Source organism: candidate division WOR-3 bacterium, assembly GCA_029858255.1.
Classification (GTDB): Bacteria; Hydrothermota; Tepidihabitantia; order SM23-42; family SM23-42; genus SM23-42.
Genome location: JAOUFJ010000005.1, coordinates 30,918 through 55,719, shown reverse-complemented (window position 1 = coordinate 55,719; position 24,802 = coordinate 30,918). Strand labels below are relative to the sequence as shown.

23 protein-coding genes are annotated in these 24,802 nt (G+C 47.6%); 5 read left to right on the top strand and 18 right to left on the bottom strand.

What is annotated here, in order from left to right; genetic code table 11:
• Positions 1 to 7 precede the first annotated feature (7 nt).
• From OEV79_04000 to OEV79_03970, 7 genes are read right to left on the bottom strand one after another with little or no spacing between them, the layout of a single operon-like run.
• Positions 8 to 1,117 (bottom strand): SpoIID/LytB domain-containing protein, encoded by a 1,110-nt coding sequence (locus OEV79_04000; protein MDH4210588.1) that lies wholly within the window; start codon positions 1,115 to 1,117, stop codon positions 8 to 10.
• A gap of 1 nt (position 1,118) precedes the next feature.
• A complete protein-coding gene (locus OEV79_03995) occupies positions 1,119 to 1,568 on the bottom strand; it encodes a Mut7-C RNAse domain-containing protein (protein ID MDH4210587.1) in 450 nt (149 codons plus the stop codon).
• A gap of 8 nt (positions 1,569 to 1,576) precedes the next feature.
• Positions 1,577 to 2,524 carry an AAA family ATPase gene (locus OEV79_03990; GenBank protein MDH4210586.1) on the bottom strand — a complete coding sequence of 316 codons (948 nt, stop codon included), beginning with the start codon at positions 2,522 to 2,524 and terminating at the stop codon, positions 1,577 to 1,579.
• Positions 2,525 to 2,561: 37 nt separating this feature from the next.
• A complete protein-coding gene (gene hflX / locus OEV79_03985; GenBank protein MDH4210585.1) occupies positions 2,562 to 3,680 on the bottom strand; it encodes a GTPase HflX in 1,119 nt (372 codons plus the stop codon).
• The gene (locus OEV79_03980; protein MDH4210584.1) at positions 3,677 to 4,258 is read right to left on the bottom strand and encodes a CDP-alcohol phosphatidyltransferase family protein; all 582 of its coding nucleotides are present in this window, start codon (positions 4,256 to 4,258) and stop codon (positions 3,677 to 3,679) included. The genes hflX and OEV79_03980 overlap by 4 nt, the downstream gene beginning before the upstream one ends.
• Positions 4,251 to 4,919 carry a 16S rRNA (cytidine(1402)-2'-O)-methyltransferase gene (rsmI, locus tag OEV79_03975; GenBank protein MDH4210583.1) on the bottom strand — a complete coding sequence of 223 codons (669 nt, stop codon included), beginning with the start codon at positions 4,917 to 4,919 and terminating at the stop codon, positions 4,251 to 4,253. Before rsmI ends, OEV79_03980 begins: the two co-directional genes overlap by 8 nt.
• Positions 4,916 to 5,866 carry a hypothetical protein gene (locus tag OEV79_03970; protein ID MDH4210582.1) on the bottom strand — a complete coding sequence of 317 codons (951 nt, stop codon included), beginning with the start codon at positions 5,864 to 5,866 and terminating at the stop codon, positions 4,916 to 4,918. The genes rsmI and OEV79_03970 overlap by 4 nt, the downstream gene beginning before the upstream one ends.
• A gap of 84 nt (positions 5,867 to 5,950) precedes the next feature.
• On the opposite strand from OEV79_03970, the gene mnmA reads away from it, so the two are divergent.
• Complete coding sequence (gene mnmA, locus OEV79_03965; protein ID MDH4210581.1) at positions 5,951 to 7,009, top strand: tRNA 2-thiouridine(34) synthase MnmA; 1,059 nt, start codon at positions 5,951 to 5,953, stop codon at positions 7,007 to 7,009.
• A gap of 9 nt (positions 7,010 to 7,018) precedes the next feature.
• Here mnmA and OEV79_03960 read toward each other — a convergent pair whose 3' ends face one another.
• Positions 7,019 to 8,725: a T9SS type A sorting domain-containing protein gene (locus tag OEV79_03960; protein ID MDH4210580.1), complete on the bottom strand. Its 1,707-nt coding sequence runs from the start codon at positions 8,723 to 8,725 to the stop codon at positions 7,019 to 7,021.
• A 482-nt stretch (positions 8,726 to 9,207) separates the two neighbouring features.
• Here OEV79_03960 and OEV79_03955 point away from each other — a divergent pair, with 482 nt between their 5' ends.
• Both OEV79_03955 and OEV79_03950 read left to right on the top strand, forming a co-directional pair.
• Positions 9,208 to 10,479, top strand: coding sequence for an MFS transporter (locus OEV79_03955; protein MDH4210579.1), 1,272 nt, complete (start codon positions 9,208 to 9,210; stop codon positions 10,477 to 10,479).
• A 56-nt stretch (positions 10,480 to 10,535) separates the two neighbouring features.
• Positions 10,536 to 11,528, top strand: coding sequence for a trypsin-like peptidase domain-containing protein (locus tag OEV79_03950; GenBank protein ID MDH4210578.1), 993 nt, complete (start codon positions 10,536 to 10,538; stop codon positions 11,526 to 11,528).
• 39 nt (positions 11,529 to 11,567) lie between these two features.
• Here OEV79_03950 and OEV79_03945 read toward each other — a convergent pair whose 3' ends face one another.
• The 9 genes from OEV79_03945 to buk all read right to left on the bottom strand — a co-directional run bounded on the left by OEV79_03945 (position 11,568) and on the right by buk (position 19,278).
• Complete coding sequence (locus OEV79_03945) at positions 11,568 to 12,080, bottom strand: NTPase (protein MDH4210577.1); 513 nt, start codon at positions 12,078 to 12,080, stop codon at positions 11,568 to 11,570.
• 72 nt (positions 12,081 to 12,152) lie between these two features.
• Positions 12,153 to 12,890 (bottom strand): DNA repair protein RecO, encoded by a 738-nt coding sequence (gene recO / locus OEV79_03940; GenBank protein ID MDH4210576.1) that lies wholly within the window; start codon positions 12,888 to 12,890, stop codon positions 12,153 to 12,155.
• A gap of 104 nt (positions 12,891 to 12,994) precedes the next feature.
• Entirely contained in the window at positions 12,995 to 13,879 is an 885-nt protein-coding gene (gene rarD, locus OEV79_03935) for an EamA family transporter RarD (protein ID MDH4210575.1), read from the bottom strand.
• Positions 13,876 to 14,682, bottom strand: coding sequence for a sugar phosphate isomerase/epimerase (locus OEV79_03930; protein MDH4210574.1), 807 nt, complete (start codon positions 14,680 to 14,682; stop codon positions 13,876 to 13,878). Before OEV79_03930 ends, rarD begins: the two co-directional genes overlap by 4 nt.
• A complete protein-coding gene (locus OEV79_03925; GenBank protein ID MDH4210573.1) occupies positions 14,679 to 15,176 on the bottom strand; it encodes a GNAT family N-acetyltransferase in 498 nt (165 codons plus the stop codon). The genes OEV79_03930 and OEV79_03925 overlap by 4 nt, the downstream gene beginning before the upstream one ends.
• A gap of 5 nt (positions 15,177 to 15,181) precedes the next feature.
• A complete protein-coding gene (locus OEV79_03920; GenBank protein ID MDH4210572.1) occupies positions 15,182 to 15,637 on the bottom strand; it encodes a GNAT family N-acetyltransferase in 456 nt (151 codons plus the stop codon).
• Positions 15,638 to 15,684: 47 nt separating this feature from the next.
• Positions 15,685 to 16,278: an indolepyruvate oxidoreductase subunit beta gene (locus tag OEV79_03915; GenBank protein ID MDH4210571.1), complete on the bottom strand. Its 594-nt coding sequence runs from the start codon at positions 16,276 to 16,278 to the stop codon at positions 15,685 to 15,687.
• Positions 16,271 to 18,022 carry an indolepyruvate ferredoxin oxidoreductase subunit alpha gene (gene iorA, locus OEV79_03910; GenBank protein MDH4210570.1) on the bottom strand — a complete coding sequence of 584 codons (1,752 nt, stop codon included), beginning with the start codon at positions 18,020 to 18,022 and terminating at the stop codon, positions 16,271 to 16,273. The genes OEV79_03915 and iorA overlap by 8 nt, the downstream gene beginning before the upstream one ends.
• A gap of 182 nt (positions 18,023 to 18,204) precedes the next feature.
• Positions 18,205 to 19,278 carry a butyrate kinase gene (gene buk / locus OEV79_03905; GenBank protein ID MDH4210569.1) on the bottom strand — a complete coding sequence of 358 codons (1,074 nt, stop codon included), beginning with the start codon at positions 19,276 to 19,278 and terminating at the stop codon, positions 18,205 to 18,207.
• 182 nt (positions 19,279 to 19,460) lie between these two features.
• On the opposite strand from buk, the gene OEV79_03900 reads away from it, so the two are divergent.
• The gene (locus OEV79_03900) at positions 19,461 to 20,285 is read left to right on the top strand and encodes a hypothetical protein (GenBank protein MDH4210568.1); all 825 of its coding nucleotides are present in this window, start codon (positions 19,461 to 19,463) and stop codon (positions 20,283 to 20,285) included.
• A gap of 8 nt (positions 20,286 to 20,293) precedes the next feature.
• On the opposite strand, the gene polX is transcribed toward OEV79_03900, so the two are convergent.
• Complete coding sequence (gene polX, locus OEV79_03895; GenBank protein MDH4210567.1) at positions 20,294 to 22,003, bottom strand: DNA polymerase/3'-5' exonuclease PolX; 1,710 nt, start codon at positions 22,001 to 22,003, stop codon at positions 20,294 to 20,296.
• Positions 22,004 to 22,170: 167 nt separating this feature from the next.
• Here polX and OEV79_03890 point away from each other — a divergent pair, with 167 nt between their 5' ends.
• Positions 22,171 to 24,558 carry a right-handed parallel beta-helix repeat-containing protein gene (locus OEV79_03890; GenBank protein ID MDH4210566.1) on the top strand — a complete coding sequence of 796 codons (2,388 nt, stop codon included), beginning with the start codon at positions 22,171 to 22,173 and terminating at the stop codon, positions 24,556 to 24,558.
• The last annotated feature ends 244 nt before the right edge of the window (positions 24,559 to 24,802 follow it).

The following is a 24,802-nucleotide window of genomic DNA, read 5'->3' as shown; positions in this document are numbered from 1 at the left end:
CGGACGATCACCGAACCTTCCTTATCCTTGTACCATGATAGTAATGATACAGTATCTGCCGGTAATTCTTACCCTGGTTCGCCATTTCTATAGCACCGAATTGACACATACCAACGCCATGTCCAAAACCTCTGCCCTCGATTATCACCCGATCACCTTCTGTTCTCACGTAGACGTAGTTTGATTTCAACAGCCCCCCAGGATCACCAGGTTCTCCGAACAGCGTCCTTATTCGATAGTTCGGAATCTTGTATTCATTCTTGTTCGTTGTCAGAAAGAGCTCTTTGATCCTGTGGCTACGTCTGCTTCTCGTGATCCTGAACGAATGTATCAACTCGCTCCGTTCAAGAGTGATGTTTATCCGGCTCAAGCGATTTCTTATGTGGGCGAAGAAATCTGCTTTTGCCATCACCTTCTTCCATTCGTAATGCGGGCTTTTTGTGCAATAACGACACACGACACTACGTAAATACGGCGGTGAAGCGCCTGACCAAGCATCGCTAAAATCCGCAGTCCTGCCGCCGCATGTGGAGTGGTATTTGGCTTCGATCGGCTGATTACCATAAAAGAGCACCTCTCCAGCCGTACCTTCTACTGCTTTGCTGGTCAATACCCTTTCACAGGAGATTCCTTTGTAAACCTGATCCTGTACTGTCGCATACAGGTCAAATCCCAATTCCGAGTACTGGCCGATGTGCGCCCGTGCATACGTCCTCGCCGCCACTGCCTGAGCCTTTGCGGCCTCAAGCTGCCTCTCCGAGATCCCTCCGATCTCACAAGGCACCACGCCTTTCAAGTAAGACTCAAAATCAAGAACATTTATCACCCACAGATTGCCGTCGATCTTTCGCACTTCCACGCTTCCACGGTAATCGCGGTCATTGACGGACACCTTCCCGTCCTTAGGCCCGAAAAGGATGGGTAAATCCCCGGCCTGCGTGATCCTATGATTACTGTAGTATCTTTTTTTGTAAACACCGCTCACATGCACCTCATCCACACCGCATTCGACCGCTACCCTCACCAGCTTTCCTGCACGGTCTTTACCAACATACGGCATGCAATTCAGGAACGCAACCAAAATCAGCAATGTATTTAAGAGCCATGCCCTCTTCATCTCAATCCCTCATCAAGACGGTGTCCACCTCTTTCAACATGTTCTTATAGTGGCTACCTTTCCAGTAGATCCGCTCACATCGGGGGCATTTTGCATATTCATCGAAGTGCTTATAGGTGAAAAACGGAACCCTTCCTTTTACCGCATCTTTTTCTATCGGTATCAATTCGTCATTGCAGATGACACAGCGCGAAAAGGGCCTGATCTCACTCCAGAGGTTGTAAGCATCCACCACCGCAGAGAGCTGCTCTTCTGGGACCGTTTTATCCAGAAAAAAAACACCGTTCCTGCCGCGCAATCTGGTGTTACGGGTGATTATGACACGGCTTTCCTTGCGAGCAAGCAAGAGAATCGCCATCCCTTCGTTTGTGTACGTGGAATCGACTCCTATTATTCTCAGTAATCTTGATAATTTGCCCAGCATGCCGTTACAGATGAATTTTTTCGCCATGGCGAAAACTAGGGTAATCTCAATAAAACATTGAACAATTGCAGCAATTTGTTCGCATTACTCTCTATCAAGATAATGTTGTCGTTCAATAATCTGATGGCTTGTATCACCTTGTCGGTCGCCACCCTTTTCGCCTTGACATTCACATCGCGGTCGTACCGGGTGCTGCCGACGATATTCAATTTCTTATAGAGAACCAGACGGTATAAAAGCAGCAATGGATAGTAGAGTTCCACGACCCTTTTTCTATGATAACTGTACGCGAGATCTGCTGCAGCCCTTAATGTCAGCGGGGTCTTTTTAAAAACATCGATGGCCTCATCAACAATGCTGCTTTCGCGGAAGGAAAGTACTTCACCGGCACTACCCAGCATGAAATCATCGGCACCGTCAAAAACGATTTTCTTTATCTGGTCCACCGCTAGGTAAGTGAAGGGAACGATGCGGCAGCGGGAACGTATCGTCGGCAATACATACTCAGGCCGCGAACTGGTGAGCACGAAGATCGTGTCGACCGGCGGTTCTTCGAGCGTCTTCAGGAAACAATTTGCTGCCTCATCCGTCATCTGATCGGCTTCGAGGATCAGCACAATACGTTTTGTATTCAGACTGGGCATGTGCATCAAACGTCGATCCAGATTTCTGATCTGCTCAATGAGTATCGACACACGGTCTTCCGTCGCAACAACAGGGTTATCGGGCAGATACTTTTGCGAATACTCATGTATCTTATCGCTCTTTTCTTTTATTCTGGAAGGTATAGGAGCGATTAGATTGAAATTTTGAGAATGCGGTGGACAGTTCAGGGTTTTCGCCAGGGCAAAACCCATGGTCCGCTTGCCAACACCGCGTGGGCCGACAAAAAGGAGATTGTAGAGATTATCTTTCTTTATTGCAGTGCGGATGAACGTCTTTGCTGTTTCCTGTCCGACAACATCGTCGAGGTAGTCAGTCACCTGTTATTATAACGCAATAGTGCATGCGGTCAAGATACTACACAGAATCATGAGGGAAGAAATGCGCACGCAATCTCTCTCTTAGCGGATCGAGACCTGAATTCTTCAAGGCCGAAACAAACATCGCCTCTGGAAATCTACTTTGGAACCGTTCCTTTTCCTCGTCGAAAATCCTGTCGATCTTATTAAAAACCAGCACTCTCGGTTTCTTGTCAGCATTGATCTCTTCAAGCACATTGCACACGGTCACTATCTTCTCTTCAAGGTCCTCGGAAGTAGCATCGACAATATGCACTAAGATATCAGCCTCAAGCACTTCGGCAAGAGTCGCATGAAAAGAGGCAATCAGATTATGCGGCAGGTCTTTCAGGAAACCAACCGTATCACTTATTAACATCTTGTATTTCGGCGGCACAAAAAGCACCTTGGTATTTGAATCGAGGGTGGAAAACAATTGCTCCGAGGTCACGAGTTTGGAACGAGTCAGTGCGTTGACGAGCGAAGATTTGCCGGCATTGGTGTAGCCGACGACGGCAATTTTGGGAATATCGGCCCTGCGTTTTCTCTGAACTTCTTTCGAGTGTTCGATCTTCTTCAACATCCTCTTCAGAGTGGAGATCCGCTCCTTGATACGTCTCCGGTCCACCTCCAATTTCCTCTCGCCTGGACCTCTCGTACCAATACCACCACCGAGCCTTGAAAATTCAACACCCATACCAACCAATCTCGGCAGGCGATATTCCAATTGGGCGAGTTCGACCTGCAGTTTCGCTTCCTTGGTCCTCGCGTGTTTTGAAAAAATATCAAGTATCAGCGTAGTACGGTCGATCACCCGCACATTCACGATGTCTTCGATGTTCCGTATCTGCGCCGCAGAGAGTTCGGTATCAAATATGAGCAGGTCAATGGCGAGCTCTTCACTGATTTCGGCCAGCTCTCTCGCTTTACCGACCCCCAGCAAGGTAGCCGGATCGAACCGGCGCCTTGCTTGCATCAGACTTTCGATGACCACGCCTCCGGCCGTGTTCGTCAGGCTGGCTAATTCCTCCAATGATTGCACAACACGCCAGCGCCTGGTCCTGGAGTCCACCACCGAAACCAGCAGAACCCTTTCCCTGCCGTCCTGGCCGCTATCCAGAATCCTCTCTTGTCTCACTCCGGGCTTGATTTTTGTTTAACAAAGTAGATACGGCGCACTGTCGTTTGAATCGTTCCGATCGCCAGGATGATTATGACATAAGGCATGAACCGCGGACCGAGCACCGAACCTGTAATTAGCAGAACGATTCTCGTAAACCGTTCGAAAAGACCGACCTGGGGCGAAATACCCAAACCCTCTGCACGGGCGCGCGTATAACTGACCATCATCGAACCGAAAATGGCGATCAGGATCCAGAACTGTATGTAACTCGCCTTATCATGGTAGTATAAATAGAGGCCAAAATAGATTATGAATTCGTTGACGCGGTCGACCGTGGAGTCGAGAAAACTTCCGAGCTTTGAGGTCAGATTTCTTCGACGTGCAATCTCGCCGTCAAAGCTGTCGAACACTCCGCACCAGAAGAGAAATATCGCTCCCGCCCAAAAAATTCCGCCTTTGTAGAAAAAGAATGCAATTATTGCCAATACTAAACTGGCCATCGTGATCACGTTGGGATGAATCCTGAGCGCCATTAGCAAAGCTACTATCGGCCGGACGAAAAACCTTCTGCCGATTTCCTTGATCTCAGTCATCGCTGCCTTCCAGGACGATCGTAAACTCGCCTTTCCTTGAATTCAGCTTTTCGAATACCGTGCTGACATGTCCGTACACTGTTTCCTCATGATACTTGGTCAATTCACGGCACAGCACAACCCTGCGGTCACCGATAACCTCAAGGATTTCTCTCAGTAATCTGTCCAGCCGCTGCGGTGACTCAAAAATAACTATCGTGCGCTTTTCCATTTTCAGCTGTTCTAAAACCCGCCTGCGCTGTCCGCTTTTTTTCGATAAGAACCCCTCAAAGATAAATCTATCTACCGGCAGTCCTGAAACTGCAAGGGCAGCGGTTATAGCCGACGGCCCCGGTATAGAATGAATTTGAATCCCCTGCCGGATAGCTTCCCTGACCAACAAAAACCCTGGATCGGATAAGAGCGGCGTTCCGGCATTGGTGATCAAACCTATTTTCTCACCCCGTTTGAGCAAAGCAATGAGTTGGGGAACCCTCCTTCTTTCATTCTGTTCGTAGTAAGATATCAATTTCTTTTTGATACAATATTTCTTCAACAATACACCGGCCCGCCTGGTATCCTCACAAGCAACCAAATCCACCTCTCGCAGTGTTTCTACCGCTCTTTCTGTCATGTCCTTCATGTTTCCGATCGGTGTAGTAATTATGAAAAGAGGCATCAAATCTTGAGTTTTGTGTAATCAAAAAATCTCATGGTCTTCAGTGCAAATCGGTAATCAGTCAATATCTTCCGTGCTATTAATTCACTTTCCTTACCAAGGAAGGTTGAGAATGATTCACAGATAAGATCGAACATGCGAGCCATGCCCTGGGCAAAGGATTTAGGTTCGACGACCACCTCGCCACGGAAAGTCAGGTCGGACTCAACATCGAATTTCTCGATGAAGGGAAATTCCTTCTGGGCAGTGCTTTTCGAAGCCAGGGCGCTGCGCAGAACGAGGGATTGACCAAGAGGGTGGGCATAGGCTTTTAACAACGCCGTGAAGATTTTGCAGAACATGTCGACCTGTGCGGGCGTGGCTTGCTCGGCAACGGCTTTTTCGACCCGGTCGAAAACCGCGACCTTTGTCTCGGGTTTCAAGAGGATCGGATATATTTCCTCTTCCGGGGCAATCTCCTGATGTCCAGCAATATAACAACCCGGTATAACACCGTTTTCAAAGTAAGCGAATGATTCCTCCAACCCCACTCTCATCCAGATGAAACCATTGAACTTAGTGTTCTTCAACTTATCGAGAAAAATCCTCGGCTGGATCCTCGTCAAATCTATAGAACTCTTAAGCGGCTTCAACATTATCGAAGAAATGATCAACTTGAGCAGTATTTCATCGGTTGCATACTCGCTCAAGGTCCCCGAAGTTGCCTTCTTAGCCTTTTCCACTATTTCGCCAATGGGCACGATCTCCCTTGTGTCCGGCCCGATCCTTGCTGCATTGAATGGCTCACCCTGATTCAAGAAGATCAATTCCGAAATATCGTGGTAGAATATCGCTATATATCCTATGATACGGTGTGCTCTCTCTCTTTTCGATGCCGTTAGGACATTGTTGAGATTGATGAATTCGAGCCTCGTATTCTCGATTATCGGGCGGCCTGAGGGAAACCTCATCGAGTATATTATATGAAAAATAAGGAGAAGTCAACCACGCATGCACTTGACGGCATTTGTCTTTTACGCTAATATGGAACTCAAGTGAAGATAGATACCACCGTAAACAGGAAAACCCGCATACTCGTCGCACTTAGCGGCGGGGTCGACTCTTCGACCGCGGCTGCTCTGCTCAAGGATGCCGGATACGATGTCGAAGGAGCGACCATGGTGTTTAAAGGAGTCAAACAAGAAAATATCGACCTTGCCACCCGCGTCGCCCAGAATCTCGAAATCCCCTTCCATCGTGTCGATCTTGAGAAGGAATTCAATAAACTGATCGTCGATAATTTTGCCACCGAGTATGGACGAGGGAGAACTCCAAATCCATGTGTGCTCTGCAATCAACTACTGAAATTTGACTTGCTGCTGAAGAAAACAAATATAACGAGCATCGAGAAGATCGCCACTGGTCATTATGCGCGCATCGAGAAAAAAGATGGGCGATATCTCTTGAAGAGAGGTAAGGATAAGAACGAACAATCCTATTTTCTATACCGGCTTTCACAGGAACAGTTATCCAAAACAATACTCCCGCTCGGTGAATTCACCAAGGAAGAAGTACGCAAAATGGCGCGCAAGCACGGTCTGCCAACAGCGAAACGTAAGAAGAGTCAGGATGCATGTTTTATTCCTGAAGGTGATTATGCATCATTCTTGAGAAAATTGCTGCCTCAAGAACCAGGTCCGGTCATCAATGAAGAAGGCAAGGTAGTAGGTCAGCATAAAGGAATTGTTCATTATACAATAGGCCAGCGACACGGTCTCGGTATTAGCCATAAATACCCGTATTATGTGACAAGGATCGACGCAGAGAACAACACAATCCAAGTCGGTGATAGAAAAGAAGTGTTCAAATGCGAGTTGATCGCGACTGACCTCAATTTCATACCATTCGACACCCTGGAGTGCGACCTCCATGTCACTGCAAAAATTCGCTATTTCTCGCCGCTCAGTGAAGCGTGTGTCGAGCCAATGGACAAGAACAGCGTTAGGGTCATTTTCAAGAAACCGCAGTGGGCGATCACACCCGGGCAGTCGATCGTGTTTTATCGGGATGACCTGGTTATCGGCGGCGGGATAATCGAACAGGCGCTCGATTAAAGCAATAACTTATCTTACTACAACAAACTTCTCCACCTGCTGACCAAACTCGGTTTGCAGCACGGTAAAGTATGTGCCACTGCACAGATAATCCGTGCGCAGATCTACTTTGTGAGTACCCCTATCGAGATACCCGTCGAAAATACCCTCGACTGTGCGACCGCTCACGTCATATACTCGTACTGAGACATACCCAGCAATTTGCATCGTGAATCTTACTACGCCGGCGTTCGTGACGACAGAAGGGAATATCTCAAAATCAAGGATGCTGACGGATAAATCACCGGTCTCCTCAATAGCGGGCATTGACCAGCTCTCAAAATAAAGTTCACCAGCCTCCGTATTCGGGTCTTCAAGCACCCATATGGAGTAGTTTTTGAGATAAGGGCCCGAGTACCCCAGCCAATCGGCAGTCTCAGTCGCATTCCAGTCGTCCCAAATGATTTCCCCCGTGTTCGCTGTAGACAGTGCATCGGTAATATGCCAGGAACTGCCACCATCATCGGTATATACGCCCTGAATATGCGCCCCGTCGTACATCGCCCAGTTGACCGTATTACCAACGTAGATGTATGATTTACAGCTTGCCAGTACCCTGCCGAATACCGGATCGTAGGACAAAGAAGGATACTGACTAGGGGCGCAATAGTAAAGGGTATCCCCAATCCAGGTTGAGTCGAAACCGACCGTATCCTGATGCCATATATCCCATGTCCAGTTGCCTGGCGAACCGGTCGCTTTTGCGATATGCGGTCCACCCGTGCCGCCGACACCTATATCATTATGAACTACCCACGGTTCGCTATCGACCACGATGCAATCGAATTCGTGCCACCAGTACTGAGACGAGGTATTGGCCGGGAAAATAGTAATCGGTGCTCCGTCACTCCATGTATAGCCGCCGTCCGTCGATTCGGTATAGTGCGGATAGGGCGTCGAATCGGTTCCGCTGAAAGTGTAGTAGTCGAGGTACGTGTAGAACAAGTACTCGTCTGTACCTGCAGCCAGGGCGCCTGCTGAACCATCGGCGCTGATCTGCACCATGGGTATAGTATCACTCCATCCATAACCACCATCATTACTTATCCAACAGTATGCCCAGCCATTGCCGTTGGCGAGGTAACTCCAGGCCGTGAGCACAAGATGCGTGGGGTCATCCTGCATTACCACGATGCTCGGCTCCCACGGATAGGTAGCCGGTGCCTGCGCATTGGGTGGAATTATTGGCACCGAGAACGACGGTGCCGCAGGGAGATTTTCCTCCTTCATGACCTCTATCATGACATCAATGTAACCTTGCGTGCAAAATTGGAAGGCAAACCAGAGTTCGCCAGGATTAGTATGAAAATTGGGTGTGTAGGCAACATCATTATAGATTCTTCGGCCTCCGCCCGAAAACGGCCCATACGTAGTCCATGAGACACCGCCGTTCAATGAATAGGCGACCTTGACAAGCATAGTGTTGTTCGGATCACCGCTCGGTTCACCGTAGATAACCGCGATTGCCTCACCGCCGCCAGACACTGCAATGCTCTTACCCTGGCTGCCAAGAATCGCGCGGATATTGCCGACAGAATCGATCATTACCCGGTCTGAGAACATCTCTGTTGGCCGTCCTAAAATGGACGCGCCATCATTAACAGCATCATCGATATTAACCGAGGTATCAGCAAAGATGAATGCATAACATATACACAATACAAGTAAGGCTTTCATAAAACCTCCTGCTGTTGATATTGTAATGTCGCGCATTGATTTGTCAAGATAACAAAACAAATAGACCCAATATGACATTGTCCGCATTACCTGAGACTGCTTCGCATGCGCTCGCAGTGACAGCTACCCCGGTCATTGCGAACCTCGACAGAGTCGAGGTGAAGCAATCTCAACAGACTATCGTAAACACAACCAACGTGTCAGAGACCCTGCCAAGGGCTATATTATGCTTACTTTTACCCTTTACACCCATATTAGTATAAAATCAGTGTGAAAAAAGCGTGAAATTGTAAACAAACCCAACCTGTCGTAGATCCTGCCGAAGACCGCAAAAGGGAAAAGGGCTATATTCTGTTCACTTTTGCCGCCTCAGCACGACCGTCAACAAATCATTCCTTTCAGACAATTCCATTGACTAACTACGGTAATTCACTATACTGCACCTATTGAATTTATCTCAGCAAACTGAACAAGGAGAACCATTGGAGGAAAAAGAAACCGCTAAACCAGAGGAAAGCAAACCCAAACTCTGGAACATGAATTTTTTCCTGCTCTGGCAAGGGCAGTTCGTTTCTGCTTTAGGTGATGTAGCATATTCGATCGCCCTCGGTTTCTGGATACTCAATGTCACCGGTTCCACCGCGCTAATGGGCACTCTAATGGCTGCCTCTTCCCTGCCGCGGGTTCTTATTTCACCTTTTGCCGGCGTTGTCGTCGATCGCAGTGACCGCAAATGGCTGCTCGTAATCATGGATGCGATAAGAGGTATCTGTGTAGTATTCATCGGCATCGCTTCGTATCTCGGGTTCATCGAGATCTGGATGGTATTCACAGCCGGAATGACGATCGGCGCCTGCGGTGCGTTCTTCAACCCGGCGGTCGGCAGCATAATTCCTGACATCGTGTATAAAAGCAAACTGGTGCAGGCGAATTCCGTATTCAATATCATACAGACCGCTTCGGGTATTATCGGCAGTTCGGCCGGCGGAATTCTCTTCAAGATACTCGGCGCTTCATTCATGTTCCTCTTCAATGGGCTGTCATACCTGTTCTCAGCCGTAACCGAGGTCTTCATCAAGGTACCGAAGATCATCCACGAAAAAGCAAAACTTCATTTCTTCGCCGACATGAAAGACGGCCTCAAATTTGTCTGGCATTTCCGTGGTTTGAGAACGCTAATGGCTATCGCCGGCATCATCAACTTCTTCGCAGTCATGGGTATCATGCTCATCCTGCCGCTTTTTCATCAGGAAAAGCATCTCGGTCCGGTGTTCTACGGTATCATCATGGGATTTTTCACGGGTGGATTATTCTTAGGTTTCCTATTCACCTCACTCGTCAATTTCAAACCCGAACAGAGGTTCAAGGTATTCTCTATATGCTACCTGCTAATGAGTGTGGGGATGATCTTGCTGCCCGTAACCTTGTATTTTCCTGTAATGGGTGCGCTCGTCTTTATAACCGGTTTTGTCAACGCTATCCTGAACACTTTCATCAGCACGGTTCTGCAATTGACCACACCCCAGGACAAACGCGGCAAGGTATTTGGGCTCCTCGGCAGCATTGCCGGCGGATTGATGCCGGTCGCCTATTCCGTGGGTGGCGTGCTGGCCGAATTCATCTCGATCAGGCTGTTGATCTCAGCCAGTTTTATCGTAGTTCTGTTGTGTTACCTTCCGATGTTCTTCAGTATATCATTCAGAAAATACCTGCAATTCGATCCTGACCAGCAATCGTTGCAGGATATCATGTAGAATTCGATGCAATAAACATCAGGACAATCAACACAATCTAAATAGCGGACTTCAAAATGTCAACTTTGACCGAGAAAAATCTGCCTTGCGCAAAGAATGAAAAAAAGGATGATAGCGCTCTCCTCGACGCCTACTCACGTACGGTGGTAGGTGTTGCGGAAACGATAAGCCCGGCAGTAGTTAACATAAGCGTGTTCAACGCAAGAAATCAGCCGAGCGGTGCTGGCTCCGGACTGATAATCACGCCGGATGGATATGTGCTGACCAACGAGCATGTCGTTCACAAAGCAAGCGTAATTGATGTAAGATTGAATGATGGCAGCAAATTCCAGGCCAGGATCGTAGGAACTGACCCGGCAACTGACACTGCTGTTTTGAGAATACCAGGCTCGAGCCTTCCTTGTGCGTCATTGGGGAATTCCCAAACTCTCAAAGTGGGTCAACTCGTCGTTGCTATCGGCAATCCTTTTGGCTTTCAGTGCACGGTCACTGCCGGCGTCATAAGCGCGCTTGGCCGCACACTACGCTCGACCACCGGCCGTCTAATCGAAAATATCGTTCAGACGGATGCTTCACTAAACCCGGGCAGCTCGGGCGGCCCACTCGTCAACTCACGCGGCGAAGTAATCGGTATGAACACGGCAATTATCTACCCGGCACAAGGTCTTTGTTTCGCGATACCCATAAATATAATCAAGCGCGTGGTACAAATGCTCATATCAAATGGCAAAGTCAGCCGTGGTTACCTTGGTGTCGTTGCACAACCGTCACCACTTACACGACGGACAATAAGAGCGCTAAGACTGCAACAGGAAAGTGGTGTCCGTGTAGTAGATGTTGCACCAGAAAGCCCGGCAGATCACGCCAAGATACTGCCTAATGACATTATCCTGAATATTGTGCATGAGAAGATTACTAACGTGGACGATCTACACCGTTTTCTTGATGAGAATCCTCCGGGCGTTGAATATGTGGTAACCGTACTGCGCGGCGGCAGTCTAATGAAGCTTAAAGTTTGTCCTCTGGAATTGCCTTCCCAAAAAGAGTAATAACTTATAAAATCAGCAGGAAGTCTCTTCGCAACCTGCTTACTGCAACAATTTGTCCAGAATGATCTTTACTAACTTGTCCCTGTTCCCCTCGGTTACCTCGAGCACCTCTACATCCTTGCGCGCTCTGATTTTGTCACAAAAAGGGTGCCGTTTGAACAACATCGTAGCCAAGACCGGACTCTTTGAATCTAAGGCATCGAGAACTGAAAGCCTGAAAGACCGCGACAATACCTCCATTTTGCCGATCTCATCTATGATTACGATCTTACCGGTCTTTATTCCCTTTTTAATGGCCACAACACCCACATCTTCAACGCAATCGAGGTCGACACCATATTTCCCGACATGCGAATGACTTCTTATTTCTCTGTGCGCCAAAGTACAACTATTCTTACTCAGGGTCATGAGCTGGAATCCAACTCTTTCTTCCTGCTCCTTGATTTCTTCGGTATAAAACCCCGCACATCTATCTGTTAGTTCTGATATAACCGCCTTTACTATTGTTGTCTTGCCGATCCGGGGTGGACCGGTGAGCACAATATTCGTCATGTTTTCACCTCGTACGAGAATCTAAATCATCTCGAAAACTGAACCCCAAAATACCTGCTATAAGTGCAGCCATTACTTGAAGTGCTTCAATGAATGCAGGCGCAGATTATTCAAATGGACATACATATAATCGGCTACAAAATTCTCTATTTCGGTCAACGCACTACTATCGATTTGAACGTGCGCCCGCTGATAAGTATTCTTGAGTGCATCAACGGTCTGCCGACTCAGCAGCACCACAGTATCATCATGGTGTTTACTACAAACGGTCCCACCCGCAGAAACACTGAAATCTATTTTGCCGTTGCTGCTTCCAATTGGCTTGTGGCACCGAACACAATCATCCAGATGCGGCATCACACCGGAACTGGAGAAAGCCTTAATGAGATGGGCAATGACCAGCGCGCGCACTGCCTGCGAACCGGCTTTGCGCAACCCGTTGAGGAATCTAAGAAACTCTGTGAAAACCATGGTATCGGTCTCCTCCATTGGAAGAGTTTTATCATAGAACTCGCACAGTACCATTGCGCCGCTTACTTTAAAGGGATCACTTCTTATCTCCGGGAAACTGTCGATGACTACGGCATCGCTCAATGTATAGATGTCTTTGAATTCTCTTTTATAGAAGATAACCTCATCAAAACTGAAAGGTTCCATCGCCCCGCAAATCTTGCTCTTAGGGCGCCGGATGCCTTTTGCCAGCAGCTTAACCTTCCCTGATTTGTTGGTTAACACAGACGCTATCAGGCTGGATTCCTTGAATGGCGCTGTACGGAGTACAAAACCTCGGCACTTGATGATATTAGCCATTAATATTGAATAATTATATTGCTATTGCCATTAGATGTCAATGAATTATCTTCAGTGAACGCGCAGGAATCGTTTGTAGAAATCATATTTCGAACGGACCCGCTTCAAGCTCCGGACCCACGCATCAGCGAAATCGTGTAAAGAATGAGGCCGCACCAGACGAGACCGAAGCTTATTAAGTGGGCGGAGGTAAAGGTTTCGTTATACACGAAAACACCGATCAGGAGCATGAGAGACGGCGCAATGTACTGTAGAAATCCAACACTCGATAGGCGAATCCGCTTCGTACCCTGAGCAAACCAATAAAGCGGCATTGTCGTCACTACTCCTGCTCCAATGAGCAGGAGATCACTACACAGGGAAAGACTGAACAACGCACCCCTGCCGGTGAGTGTCTGGTATATGACGATAAAAAGCGCAATAGGCGCGAGCAACATAGTCTCGATCATCAAACTGGACATCGAATCAACATCGGTTGTTTTCTTGAACAAACCATAAAGCGCAAAAGCACAGGCAAGTAGTACGGATATCCATGGGAATCTTCCGTAGTCTAAGGTTAAATAGACGACTCCTGCGCAAGCGAATAGGAAAGCCACGAGCTGGAGCAAATTCAACCGTTCCTTGAGAATGATGATCCCTAAAAAAACGCTCAAAATGGGATTTATGTAGTAACCCATGCTTGCTTCGACGATACGTTCGCTATTCACGGCGTAGACATACGTAAACCAGTTGAGACCGATCAGACCACTCGTGAGAAGAAGTGCCCTTCGCGTATTCTTATCGCTTAAGAGCTTTCTGACAAAGATCTTCTTCTGAAATGCCAGAATAAGTGCGATGAAGATAAAAGACCACAGTATCCTGTGAGCAAGTATTTCAAGTGCAGGAACTTCTCCAAGCGCCTTCCAGTAAAACGGCAGCACGCCCCATATAAAGAATGCCATAGCCGTGTAAGCAATACCCTGTCGGCGTCTTGTGTCTTGTTTTTTCACTTCCCGCAAGCCTTTCTTAGTTTCTCTCCCCGTCTGAATGCTTCAATGATAAATTCCACCGGCGATTCGAAGGCTGACTCCCTCATTTCCACCTCAAGCAAGAAGACTCCGTCAAAACAGACCCGCGTGAAAACCTTGCAGAATCCATCCCAGTCATAGAACCCTTCAAAGGGCAGCATGTGGTCATCCTTTCTTCCGCGATTATCCGAAATATGTGTGGTCACAAGCCGGTGGCCGTAGTGTTTCAAGAGTGCCAGGGGCCGTTCCACAAGATTGTCGTGCGATGCATCATAACAAAATCCATACCTGGAATCCGCGATCTCGTTCAATGAATGGCTCAACACATCGTTCGTCGGCTCGTAGCTATCGTTTTCGACCGCCAATTTCACGGATCCTTGTCCGGTATGATCGAGCAATTTTCCTACGTTTGCCACCAAAACGTCTTTACGCTTATCGATACGATCAGAACTCAAATAAGCCGTCGGATGGAATATGACAATGCCTGCCGAGAGGAATTGGGCGGACTCGATACACCTTCGGTATATCTCGACAGTACGGTCCGAAATACCTTTATCCGGTGAAGATATATCTAGGTCTTTGCCAAAAGGCGTATGGATCGAACAAACCGCAAGGCCGTGGCTCTCGACCATCGTCCTGATGATTTTCTTCCCCTCGCTTTCCAGGTAGTTAGAATGCTCTAGTTTTGCACCCAGTGAGATATGGGTGAACCCCGCCTTTTTTATCAGCGGCAACTGGTCTCTTAAGGGAATGGCGTAGTTGAATGTAGTACCTATCGAGATCACTTACGTCCGGGATGAAATTCACTGAACGGCGAAACCGTTTTTCTCATTAATATCTCAGAGTAACCACGTACAATATAGTCTTTGAGTTCACCGATCGTCTCATATCCTAATCTCTCATACAGCCTCTTTGCATCGCGATTGAATGATGATACACAAATGAATATGTTCGGCTGTTCGGACAGAATCCGCCTCTCGAGATACCCTATGAACCATTCTCCTATTCCCTTTCCCCTGTATCGGGGTTCTATGACAACGCTCTGGATATAGCCGACGAACGCACCGCGCATTTTTATGATCGCAAAACCGATCATCTTGTTTTGAAGCTTCATCAAATGCACTTCGCTTGTATCATCCTCGATAATTTTGATTACATCACCGAAGGTACGCCTTAGAGTGATCCACGGCTCGGATGTAGACATCAATTTGGCGCATTCTTTGACCGCGCTCGCGTTATTTTTATCCAGTAAAAGGAATTCAATCTCAGTGTGCTGCATTTCTTCTACTCGTAATCAGGCAAATAGGTGAAGGATACCTCGTCGCCACTTTCATCCTCAATGCCACCGGTTTCCTTATACAATCCCACAGCCGCCAGATTTGATCTGTTCGTCAGCACCCACATCTTCATTATCTTTTCCTCACGGCAGATATTCTTCAATTCTTTGATCAGAAGTTTGCCAACTCCATGATTTCTATTTTTTACATCGACAACGATCTCATAGAACAACATCACATCCTGGTCCCTATCCACCCTCATCAAGCGGTATACCAGAATGAAACCCACAGGCTGTTCACCAATCAACGTCACCAGGAAGTAATTCCTCTCGCATGACAAGAATTCGCGCAGGTATTCAGTATCGAGACGCACCCGTAAGTGCATCGGTGCTTCATTCTTCAACTTCTGGATGGCAAGTTTGGCAATCGCTTCGTCGCCAACGCTCATTCTCTTTACTATCATCTATTTTTCTTGGAATTCAACTCCGTATCGTAAATGTGGACTGGGGTTCAACCGGTGAGCTCTCGGCCGCGGTTAAAAGCATTGACGTTCAATTCTGCGAATCGTTCCTTGACATTCTGCTTTATAGCATCCTGCCAGTATCTATCTTCGAGATCCAGGAAATTTGAAAGCACGCCCAGTAGTATTATGTTGACAACACGAAGATTACCCAAGTCAATGGCAATGTTCGTGGCATCAATAAGATGCACTGCGCCAAATTTCTGCAATTTTTGTTCGATGTCAGCCGGGTATTTAGCATCGCCAACCAGAACGCTCATCGGCGCTATCTCCCGATCATCTACAATGATATGACCGTCTCTGCCAAGGTAGTCAGTATAACGCAGCGCTTCCAGCTTCTCAAAAGCCAGCATATAATGGCAAGTGCCCTGCTCAATGAGCGGTGAGTGCACATCTTTACCGAAGCGGACATGGGTAATGACGCTCCCGCCACGCTGTGCCATACCATGTACCTCACTTTTCTTAACATCATACCCGGACAGGAAAGCCGCGTGACATAATACATCCGAAGCCAGAATGATACCCTGACCACCTACCCCGCATATAACGATATTCCTGGTTCCGTTGATTTTTTTTCTATGCATCTGATTCTTTCGTCACGAGGATTGCACTACGCTGGCAAAGTTGCACGCACAGGCCGCATCCAACGCATAGTGACTCATCTATTACTGCAAGAGGTTTCTCACGCTTCGCAGGAAAGGTCAAACTGACCGCCGGACATCCAATACGCAGACAGAGCCGGCACCCATTGCATTGTTCCGTGTCAATCCGGTAGGGCAGTCTTGGCTTCACCAGTAAAGCACAGGGCCTTCTGAAGATCAGAACGGCAACACCTTTGTAATCGAGCGCCTCGCGCAACGCTGATTCAGCTGCTCTCAGGTCATTGGGATTTACGACCCTGACCATCTCCACGCCGCATCCCCTGGCAATATCCTCAGGCGCGACGCGTTTTCCCTGCTCGCCCCCGGCCAGTCTACCCGTACCCGGATGGGGTTGATGTCCAGTCATCGCCGTGGTAAAATTATCGAGTATCACAAGATTCAGACATCCTTTGTTATATACCGCGTTCACAAGACCGGTGATGCCGGAATGAAAGAACGTCGAATCACCCAGCACCGCCACCAACTTCCGGCTGAATTCACCACCTAATGCCTTCTCCATACCCTGCGCGTTGGTGACCGATGCACCCATACAAACACAAGTATCCATGGCACTCAGTGGCGGCAAAGCACCGAGCGTGTAGCATCCGATGTCACCTGTTGCCACAAGTTTAAGCTTGTTGAAAATGTAGAAAACACCACGATGCGGGCAGCCCGGGCATAAAACAGGCGGTCGTGCAGGAATTTCCGCTCGCTTGATACTGCTCCTTCGCTTTTTCGAAAAACTGGTTCTCAGAATCTGTGGCGTGAGCTCGCCGCACAACGGGATCTTATCCTTGCCAGTAACCTTTCTTCCCATCGCTTTGATTTCGGTCTCAAGAATAGGATCACCTTCCTCAACAACGACGACCTTTCTAACCTTTCGCGCGAATTTTTCAATCAACTTTTTGGGGATCGGATGGGTCAAGGACAGCTTCAAGATACTCGCTTCAGGAAAAACCTCTTTTGCATACTGATACGCGACGCCCGACGTAATGATACCGAGCGTCATTTTTCCCCACTCGATTTTGTTGAACGGAAAAATCTCGCTGTACGCGGCAAGTTTCTTTAGCCTTTCCTCGACCATTAAATGCAGAGCACGCGCATGCGCCGGCAAAACAAGTCGCTTCTTGATATCTTTCACATACCCTTTTATTTCTGATTCCTTTCTCTTTTCGAGGTCTACCAGGCATGATGAGTGGCATATTCTTGTCGTGAGACGCAACAATACTGGAGTATCGAATTTTTCGGAGATCTCAAAACCAAGTTTCGTAAAAATCTTCGCTTCGTTGGAATCCGAGGGCTCCAGAATAGGCACTTTGGCATGACGGCCGTAGTGACGGTTATCCTGTTCATTCTGTGACGACCACATACCCGGATCGTCGGCCGACACCACTACGATTCCGCCGGTCACGCCTGAATACCCCATTGTGAAGAAAGGATCAGCCGCAACATTCAGGCCCACGTGTTTCATTGCCACCAGCGCCCGCGCTCCCGCAAAACTTGCTCCAGCCGCAATTTCAAGGGCGACTTTTTCGTTGATCGACCACTCGGCGTTTATCTCTTTATATTTAGTGATATTCTCAATTATTTCGGTCGAAGGTGTTCCCGGATATGCGGTGGCTACTCTGCATCCTGATTCCCATGCTCCCCGGGCAACTGCCTCATTACCCGACAGTAGTGATTTCATGATGTGCCAGTATTATACATAAAGAATTAACAATGTCAACAAACCCGGGGACAGGCATACACTTTTTACACTTTTTGTGCTTCACACCCCGATTATATTGATAAGAACACGATAATAGGTATCTATTAAGCAATGCATTTTCCTGCAATACAAAAAATGTAAAAAGTGTATGCCTGTCCCCATCAGGTGTAATCGTTAGCTTGTTCTTCTTTTCGCAAGACCCTTAATACCCCGAGGGCCAATGCCTCCATCTCCCCTTCACCCGGATACACGAAGAATTTCGGGCACAGAAATGATATCCAATCCTTCAGTTGCGATACGAATTTCTCCGAGTTCGCGATCCCGCCGGTAATGATGATGGCATCAATTTCCCCTTTCAGCACGACGGCGTATGCACCAACTTCCTTGGCTACCTGATAGACCATGGCATTGTATACGGATTCGGCTTCCTTATCACCCTTAGTGATCCGCTGCTCGATTTCCTGTATATCATCCGTGCCCAGATAAGATAACAATCCTCCCTCACGGTTCAACCTCTTCTTCAGATCATCGTACTGGCATCCTGAACTCAAGCATAATTTCACCAAAGGTATTGTCGGCAAAGCACCGGTTCGCTGCGGTGAAAAGGGTCCGTCTTCGTTCGCATTGGACGAGTCAACCTGCTGTCCCCTGAGGTGAGCGGCCACGGTGATGCCAGTTCCCAAATGGATAATAATAAAACTACATTCTCTGTATGGTTTCTTCAACGCAACGGCGGTTTTTTTTGCTACCATGCGAACATTCAATGCATGACTCAGTGCCTTACGCCTTATTTCCTTCAAACCGGAGAATCTCGACAGTTCCCAGAATTCGTCCACCGACACGGGGTCGACGAAGTATGCCTTGATCTTGAGCGCATCCGCTATCTCCTTTGCGATCACCGCCCCCAGTAATGACGGATGTTCGGATTGATAATTGCCCGATTTTATATCCTGGATCAGTTTCTCATTCACAACGTACGTGCCGCTGGTCAAAGGTTTGAAAGGACCTCCACGACCAACGACGGCATGCAGCGATTTCAGATCCGCCTCTTCAGATTCCAGCAGCTGCAATATCTTATCCTTACGGAACTCGTACTGGTCTATTATCTTGGGAAATCTCAGCAATTCGCCCGGGTCATGTCTTAGGTTTTCCTCGAAGATCGCTCTTTCGTCGGCGAATAGCGCCACGCGTGTAGAGCCTGCGCCCGGATTGATCGCAAGGATGTTGAAAGCCATTCGGTCCTCCTCATTTTATGATACCACAAAAATATGATGAAGTCAATTGATTCAATGATACATCGTCCGGGTCGATTTTGCTGCATCCTGCAGTTAATATTACATACTACTTACCATCTCATTTCGCGCTGACCGGAATTACAATCCATTGACTATTCGAGTCGATTCCGTATACTTAAATAATGATACCAGCATTAGTCTTCCTCGTGATCTCGATCAATCCGGGCGTTGTAATCATCGATAACGTCTGGTTTTATGGCAATGACCACAAAATGCGCATTCTGAATACGGGTGATATGGTAGACATCCTCGACGACCTCGACGAAAGGTATACGGTCAGGTATGACACGACATCCAGCGAAATAGACAAGAATGTGCTTGTAGACATGAATAGCGAGATAGGAGAACACGAGTTATTTGTTTTTGCCAGAGGCTATTTCGATGAAGGCGAATATGAAAAAGCTGCGCGCCTCTTGGATATTTTCGCCCGCTATTTTGACGGCTCGAATTATCTGGCCGAAGCTCTTTATTGTCTGGCGCAATCATTCGAAGCCCTAATTGAGAAGAATGATAATGATTCAATACCAGGCATAGCGCAAAATGAGAGCCTCAAACAGAAGTACTACAATGGCGATATTTACCGGATGATCGTCAGGGATTTCCCCGATGACCCATTCGCATCAAAGGCGCAGTACCGGCTCATCAACATTTTCCGTATCGAGCACCTTCCCTGGCGGGATTCAGTCCAAATAATCCAGCAAGAACTGAGTATGTGGGAGGATTTCTGTACAGCGTATCAGGCGCCGGATGAACGCGTGCTCGGTCTGTCAGAAATTGGATATTTGAGCCGGGTGCTTTATGAGATCACCGATACCGTGGACTATCGGGATATGGCGATTCAAACATTCGGCGAGATAATCTCAGACTATCCCAACACCATTTACTCTGCTTACGCAAAGGTAAATCTCTACGAATTAACATCAGACAAGAAGATCTACAAATATTAATACGCCGGTTATTTTCCGTGCAGTTTTCTCGAAGCTAGCAACTTCTTCAAGGTAAAGGTATTGACTACATTCCGGGGTTCAAGCCAACCACGGCGCGCATTCGCGACTCCGAACTTCATCCACAACAATCCCTGCGTATCATGCGCGTCAGTACCAATCGATATCATGACGCCCATATCCCTGGCCACTCTAAGATTAGCATCGCTCAAGTCGAGGCGGTCCCAAAAAGCATTCAACTCCAGCCAGGTGCTGGTCTCGACCGCTTTTTCAATGACTTTCTGTATATCCACGACATAACCTTCGCGGGATGAAATGAGCCTTCCGGTCGGATGGCCGATAATATCGACATACGGGTTTTCCATTGCCGAGCACATTCTTTCGGTCACGTTTTTTTTGAACCCCTGATGTATCGACGCAACGACGAGGTCCAAATGTTTGAGAACACTATCCGGGTAATCGAGCCTTCCGTCTTTCAGGATATCGACTTCGACACCCTTGAGCACGTGCACCTTTTTTGATTTCCTGTTAATCCTATCGATCTCTTTCCACTGTTTCTTCAAGCGCTCGACCTCAAGACCATGGGCGTATTTTGCCGACCGCGAGTGATCCGTGACTAGAATATATTGATAACCCAATTGTTCAGCTGTCTCGGCGAGCTGAGCGATGGTTGCGGAAGAGTCGGAATATACTGAGTGCATCTGCAGGTCGCCTTTGATATCAGTCAATTCCACTAGCCTGGGCAATTTTTTCTTAAGGGCGGCCTCGATCTCGCCCCGGTCTTCGCGTAATTCCGGCGGGATATACCCAAGACCGAGTTTTTCATAAACTTCTTCTTCGGTTTTGCCCGCGACTATTTTCTCACCTTTGAATAATCCGTATTCGCTCAACTTCATTCCCTTGGTTCTTGCGATGTTGCGGCATCGGACATTGTGTGCTTTGGAGCCGGTGAAATATTGAAGAGCTGCACCGTACGACTTTGGTTCGACTATCCTGAGATCAACCTGTACACCGCCCTCGACCATGATCGAACCTTTAGTATCACCTGCTGCCAGCACGCGCTCGGTAGCTGGATATTCAGTGAACACGCGGACAATTTTTGCACCATTCTTGCCGGTCACCAGCACGTCGACATCACCGATCGTCTCTTTCCAGCGCCGCAGCGAACCAGCCGGCGAGATATCCTTTATCGTAGCATTTTCTTTCAGATAGGCGATGACCTCGGATGCCACTCTTTCTGCCACTGCGATCGAGAGCCGCTCATGCCCCTTCTCATACTGTTCAATACCCTTTCTTATATTCTCAACCTTCTTCTCACCCATCTGCGGAAGTTCTGCGAGTTTGCCGCTGGCAATCACTTTTTTCAGGTCGGCGATCGTCTTCACTTTCAGCATCTTATTCGCCAGGGCAAGGGTTTTGGGCCCGAGATTTTGAATGTCGAGCATGTTCAGCAAAGAATCAGGAATGCCTTTGGTGACCTCGGCATATTTCTTCATTTTACCGGTCTCGAGATACTCAACAATTTTCTTCGCGATCCCAGCACCGATACCTGGAAGCTCATCGAGTCTACCTTCGCGGTGCAAGACCTCAACATCTTCAACGAGTTCATCCAGCACCCGTGCTGCCTTGCGGTAGGCAAGAACTCGAAAAACCATCTCACCCCTAAATTCCAATGCATCTGCAATGCGGTCAAAAACACGCGCCAATTCTTTATTCTTCACTGTAAGATTATCCGTAATTCATGTCCAAAATCAAGGGGGCGCGGAAGGCTTGGCTTCTGAAACGCAGAACGACAATTCTATTGTTCTCCCTGAGGCAGAGCTAAAGTCCCGGTTTATTTCAATTGACAAGAACTGCGCGTTGGTTATATTTCTCAAGGGAAGGAACTGTGAAGCTAATAGTATGTACGTATGTAATCATAACGGCACAAGTATTTGCCGTCACCAATGTAGGCGGCGTCATCGCCACCAATACAGTCTGGGGGCCTACTGGTAACCCACCGGATACGATTTATAACTTGATCGACGACATCTTCGTACTCGACACAGTCACTCTGACAATACAGCCGGGTGTAAGAGTACAAGCATCGAATTGGCACTGTATTCAGATTTACGGACGCATTATTGCGTGCGGCACACTACAGGATAGTATTCTTTTCACATCAAATCAGCAGACACCGAGCACTGGCGATTGGTACGGAATATGGTTTTTTACACCGGGCGTTGATTCAAGTCACCTGGAGTATTGTATCATCGAGTATGCCCAATATGGTATAGACCGCGGACAGGTATTCGCCATTGAGAATTCGCTGCTCAGATACTGTAACGAAGGTCTATCGCAGATCAAAGGCGGGTTGATAGACAGTAACGAAATAACGAATAATACCGCAGCGGGAATCACTATTGGTATGGTAGATAACGTTCTGCCTGTGATAGGCAATAATGCCATCAGCAACAATCCATGTGGAGTGTATGTCGATTATGGTCCAATGCCATGTTACATAGTATCGAATCACTTCAGTGAAAACGGCATTGGCATAGAGATCTGGGGATCGTTGTTTGACATCACCGAGGATATGACTTGGAATCCGGCGGTGGGCGGAGTAGATTGCGTGCTCCACTCAGGCCTCACAATAGCAGCATCCGGGAAATTGACGATCACAGCTGGCAACACCTTCAAGATGCACGGACCTTTGATTGCCGTCAACGGACAACTTATCGCCTGCGGTACTGCGGATAGCATGATCACGTTCACCTCGTCCCAACCTATCCCCAATCCGGGAGATTGGGACGGTATATGGTTTTCCAGCTCGGCCACCGATTCGTCCAAGATAGATCACTGCATCATCGAATATGGTCGAGGTGTCACAACATCGTCTGCGACACCGATGCGAATTTCGCACTCGATTGTGAGATATAATCAAATTGACGGTATCTTTTGTAACGGGAACATTACAGTAGACAGCTGCCAGATATCAGATAATGTCGCTGGTATAAGCTATGGCAATTCGTATATGCTAGAATCAGAAGCTTATTTCGGCGCCAACACAATAACTGATAACGATTATGGCATACACATGGGCGGTTACCCGACCAAATTGCCCATATTCCATACGCCAAACCAATTCGCAAACAACACGCATGACATCTATATCGAGGGCAACGTTCTTGTCCAAGATGAATATGTTTGGAATCCGGCAGTGGGCGGTGTCGACTGCGAGATCTTTGGGGATATTATCATTGATAGTACAGGCATTTTTACAATCAATCCAGGTAATACGTTCAAAATATTTTTTTCGATGTTGGTGCATGGACAACTTATCGCCTGCGGCACCGAACAATCGAAAATCACCTACACATCGCCCCTAGCAAACCCCGCACCAGGTAGCTGGGGCGCAATACGCTTCATGTCTGGATCACGTACTGGCATCATGGAACATTGCATTGTCGAATACTCGAGTTGGGGCATTGATTGCTATAACGATTCAACGATAATCAGACATAGCACGATAAGAAATTCCAATCGTGGAATCACTTTCGTTAACACGTCGGGCATCATTGAACACTGCCACATCGACAGCAACGGATGGTTCGGCATTCTCGTCACATCACCACGCAGTGCCGAAGAATACCTCTATCAGAAATCAATCGCAGGGAATGGCGAAAAGACACTCTCGCGCACTGGCACCGTCATTATTAAGAATAGTATTATATCCAACAACGAGCGAGGAATCTGGTGCTATTTTGGCGGCAATCCTCAATTGGAATTCAATGAAATTTACGGAAACACTGAATGGGGTATTTACAACGAAGACAACGACTACTGGATTTACGCTGAAAATAATTGGTGGGGCGATTCGACCGGTCCACGTGATACATCAGATATCGATACCCTCTATAATCCGAACGGCCTCGGTGACAGGGTGAGCGACCACGTTGATTATGACCCGTGGATTGGTTTCGTAGGATGCGCGGAAAAGCCGGTCGTAGTACCATTGATCAGTAACGTATTCAATGTCCCGTATCCAAACCCATTTGTCCACACAACGACATTATCCTATGAACTCGCTCGTGATCAGCACGTGAAGTGTGTAGTCTATAACGCTCTGGGCCGGGCTGTGCGTACTCTATGCGATCAGCCGTATGCCGCAGGATCCCACCGTTTATTTTGGAACGGTAGAGACAATCCGGGCAGGGTGTTACCCGCCGGTGTTTACTGGTGCTGTTTCGAGGCAGATTCAGTAAATAATATCCAAAAGATTATTAAACTGGAATAATCACCACCATCAGACGCAACAGAGCACACACAAGAGATTGCCGCACCCCACTCTGCAGCATTCGCAATGACCTTATTCTCATTTAATCGAATTTCCTCTCTGTTAAAAAATCTCAGATATCAGTTCTCGATACAGAACGGAGTTGTTAAACAGACACCCAAACTTGTATATATTATGAAAGGCTGGTGTATTTCGGTATTTAGCCAATTAGCTAAATACCGAAATGGGCAACATGGAGAGCAGC

Coding starts and splice junctions, on each gene's coding strand:
- OEV79_04000 (MDH4210588.1), bottom strand. CDS start 1,117: ATGAAGAGGGCATGGCTCTTAAATACATTGCTGATTTTGGTTGCGTTC.
- OEV79_03995 (MDH4210587.1), bottom strand. CDS start 1,568: ATGGCGAAAAAATTCATCTGTAACGGCATGCTGGGCAAATTATCAAGA.
- OEV79_03980 (MDH4210584.1), bottom strand. CDS start 4,258: ATGACTGAGATCAAGGAAATCGGCAGAAGGTTTTTCGTCCGGCCGATA.
- OEV79_03970 (MDH4210582.1), bottom strand. CDS start 5,866: ATGAGGTTTCCCTCAGGCCGCCCGATAATCGAGAATACGAGGCTCGAA.
- OEV79_03960 (MDH4210580.1), bottom strand. CDS start 8,725: ATGAAAGCCTTACTTGTATTGTGTATATGTTATGCATTCATCTTTGCT.
- OEV79_03950 (MDH4210578.1), top strand. CDS start 10,536: ATGTCAACTTTGACCGAGAAAAATCTGCCTTGCGCAAAGAATGAAAAA.
- OEV79_03945 (MDH4210577.1), bottom strand. CDS start 12,080: ATGACGAATATTGTGCTCACCGGTCCACCCCGGATCGGCAAGACAACA.
- recO (MDH4210576.1), bottom strand. CDS start 12,890: ATGGCTAATATCATCAAGTGCCGAGGTTTTGTACTCCGTACAGCGCCA.
- OEV79_03925 (MDH4210573.1), bottom strand. CDS start 15,176: ATGCAGCACACTGAGATTGAATTCCTTTTACTGGATAAAAATAACGCG.
- OEV79_03920 (MDH4210572.1), bottom strand. CDS start 15,637: ATGATAGTAAAGAGAATGAGCGTTGGCGACGAAGCGATTGCCAAACTT.
- OEV79_03915 (MDH4210571.1), bottom strand. CDS start 16,278: ATGCATAGAAAAAAAATCAACGGAACCAGGAATATCGTTATATGCGGG.
- iorA (MDH4210570.1), bottom strand. CDS start 18,022: ATGAAATCACTACTGTCGGGTAATGAGGCAGTTGCCCGGGGAGCATGG.
- buk (MDH4210569.1), bottom strand. CDS start 19,278: ATGGCTTTCAACATCCTTGCGATCAATCCGGGCGCAGGCTCTACACGC.
- OEV79_03900 (MDH4210568.1), top strand. CDS start 19,461: ATGATACCAGCATTAGTCTTCCTCGTGATCTCGATCAATCCGGGCGTT.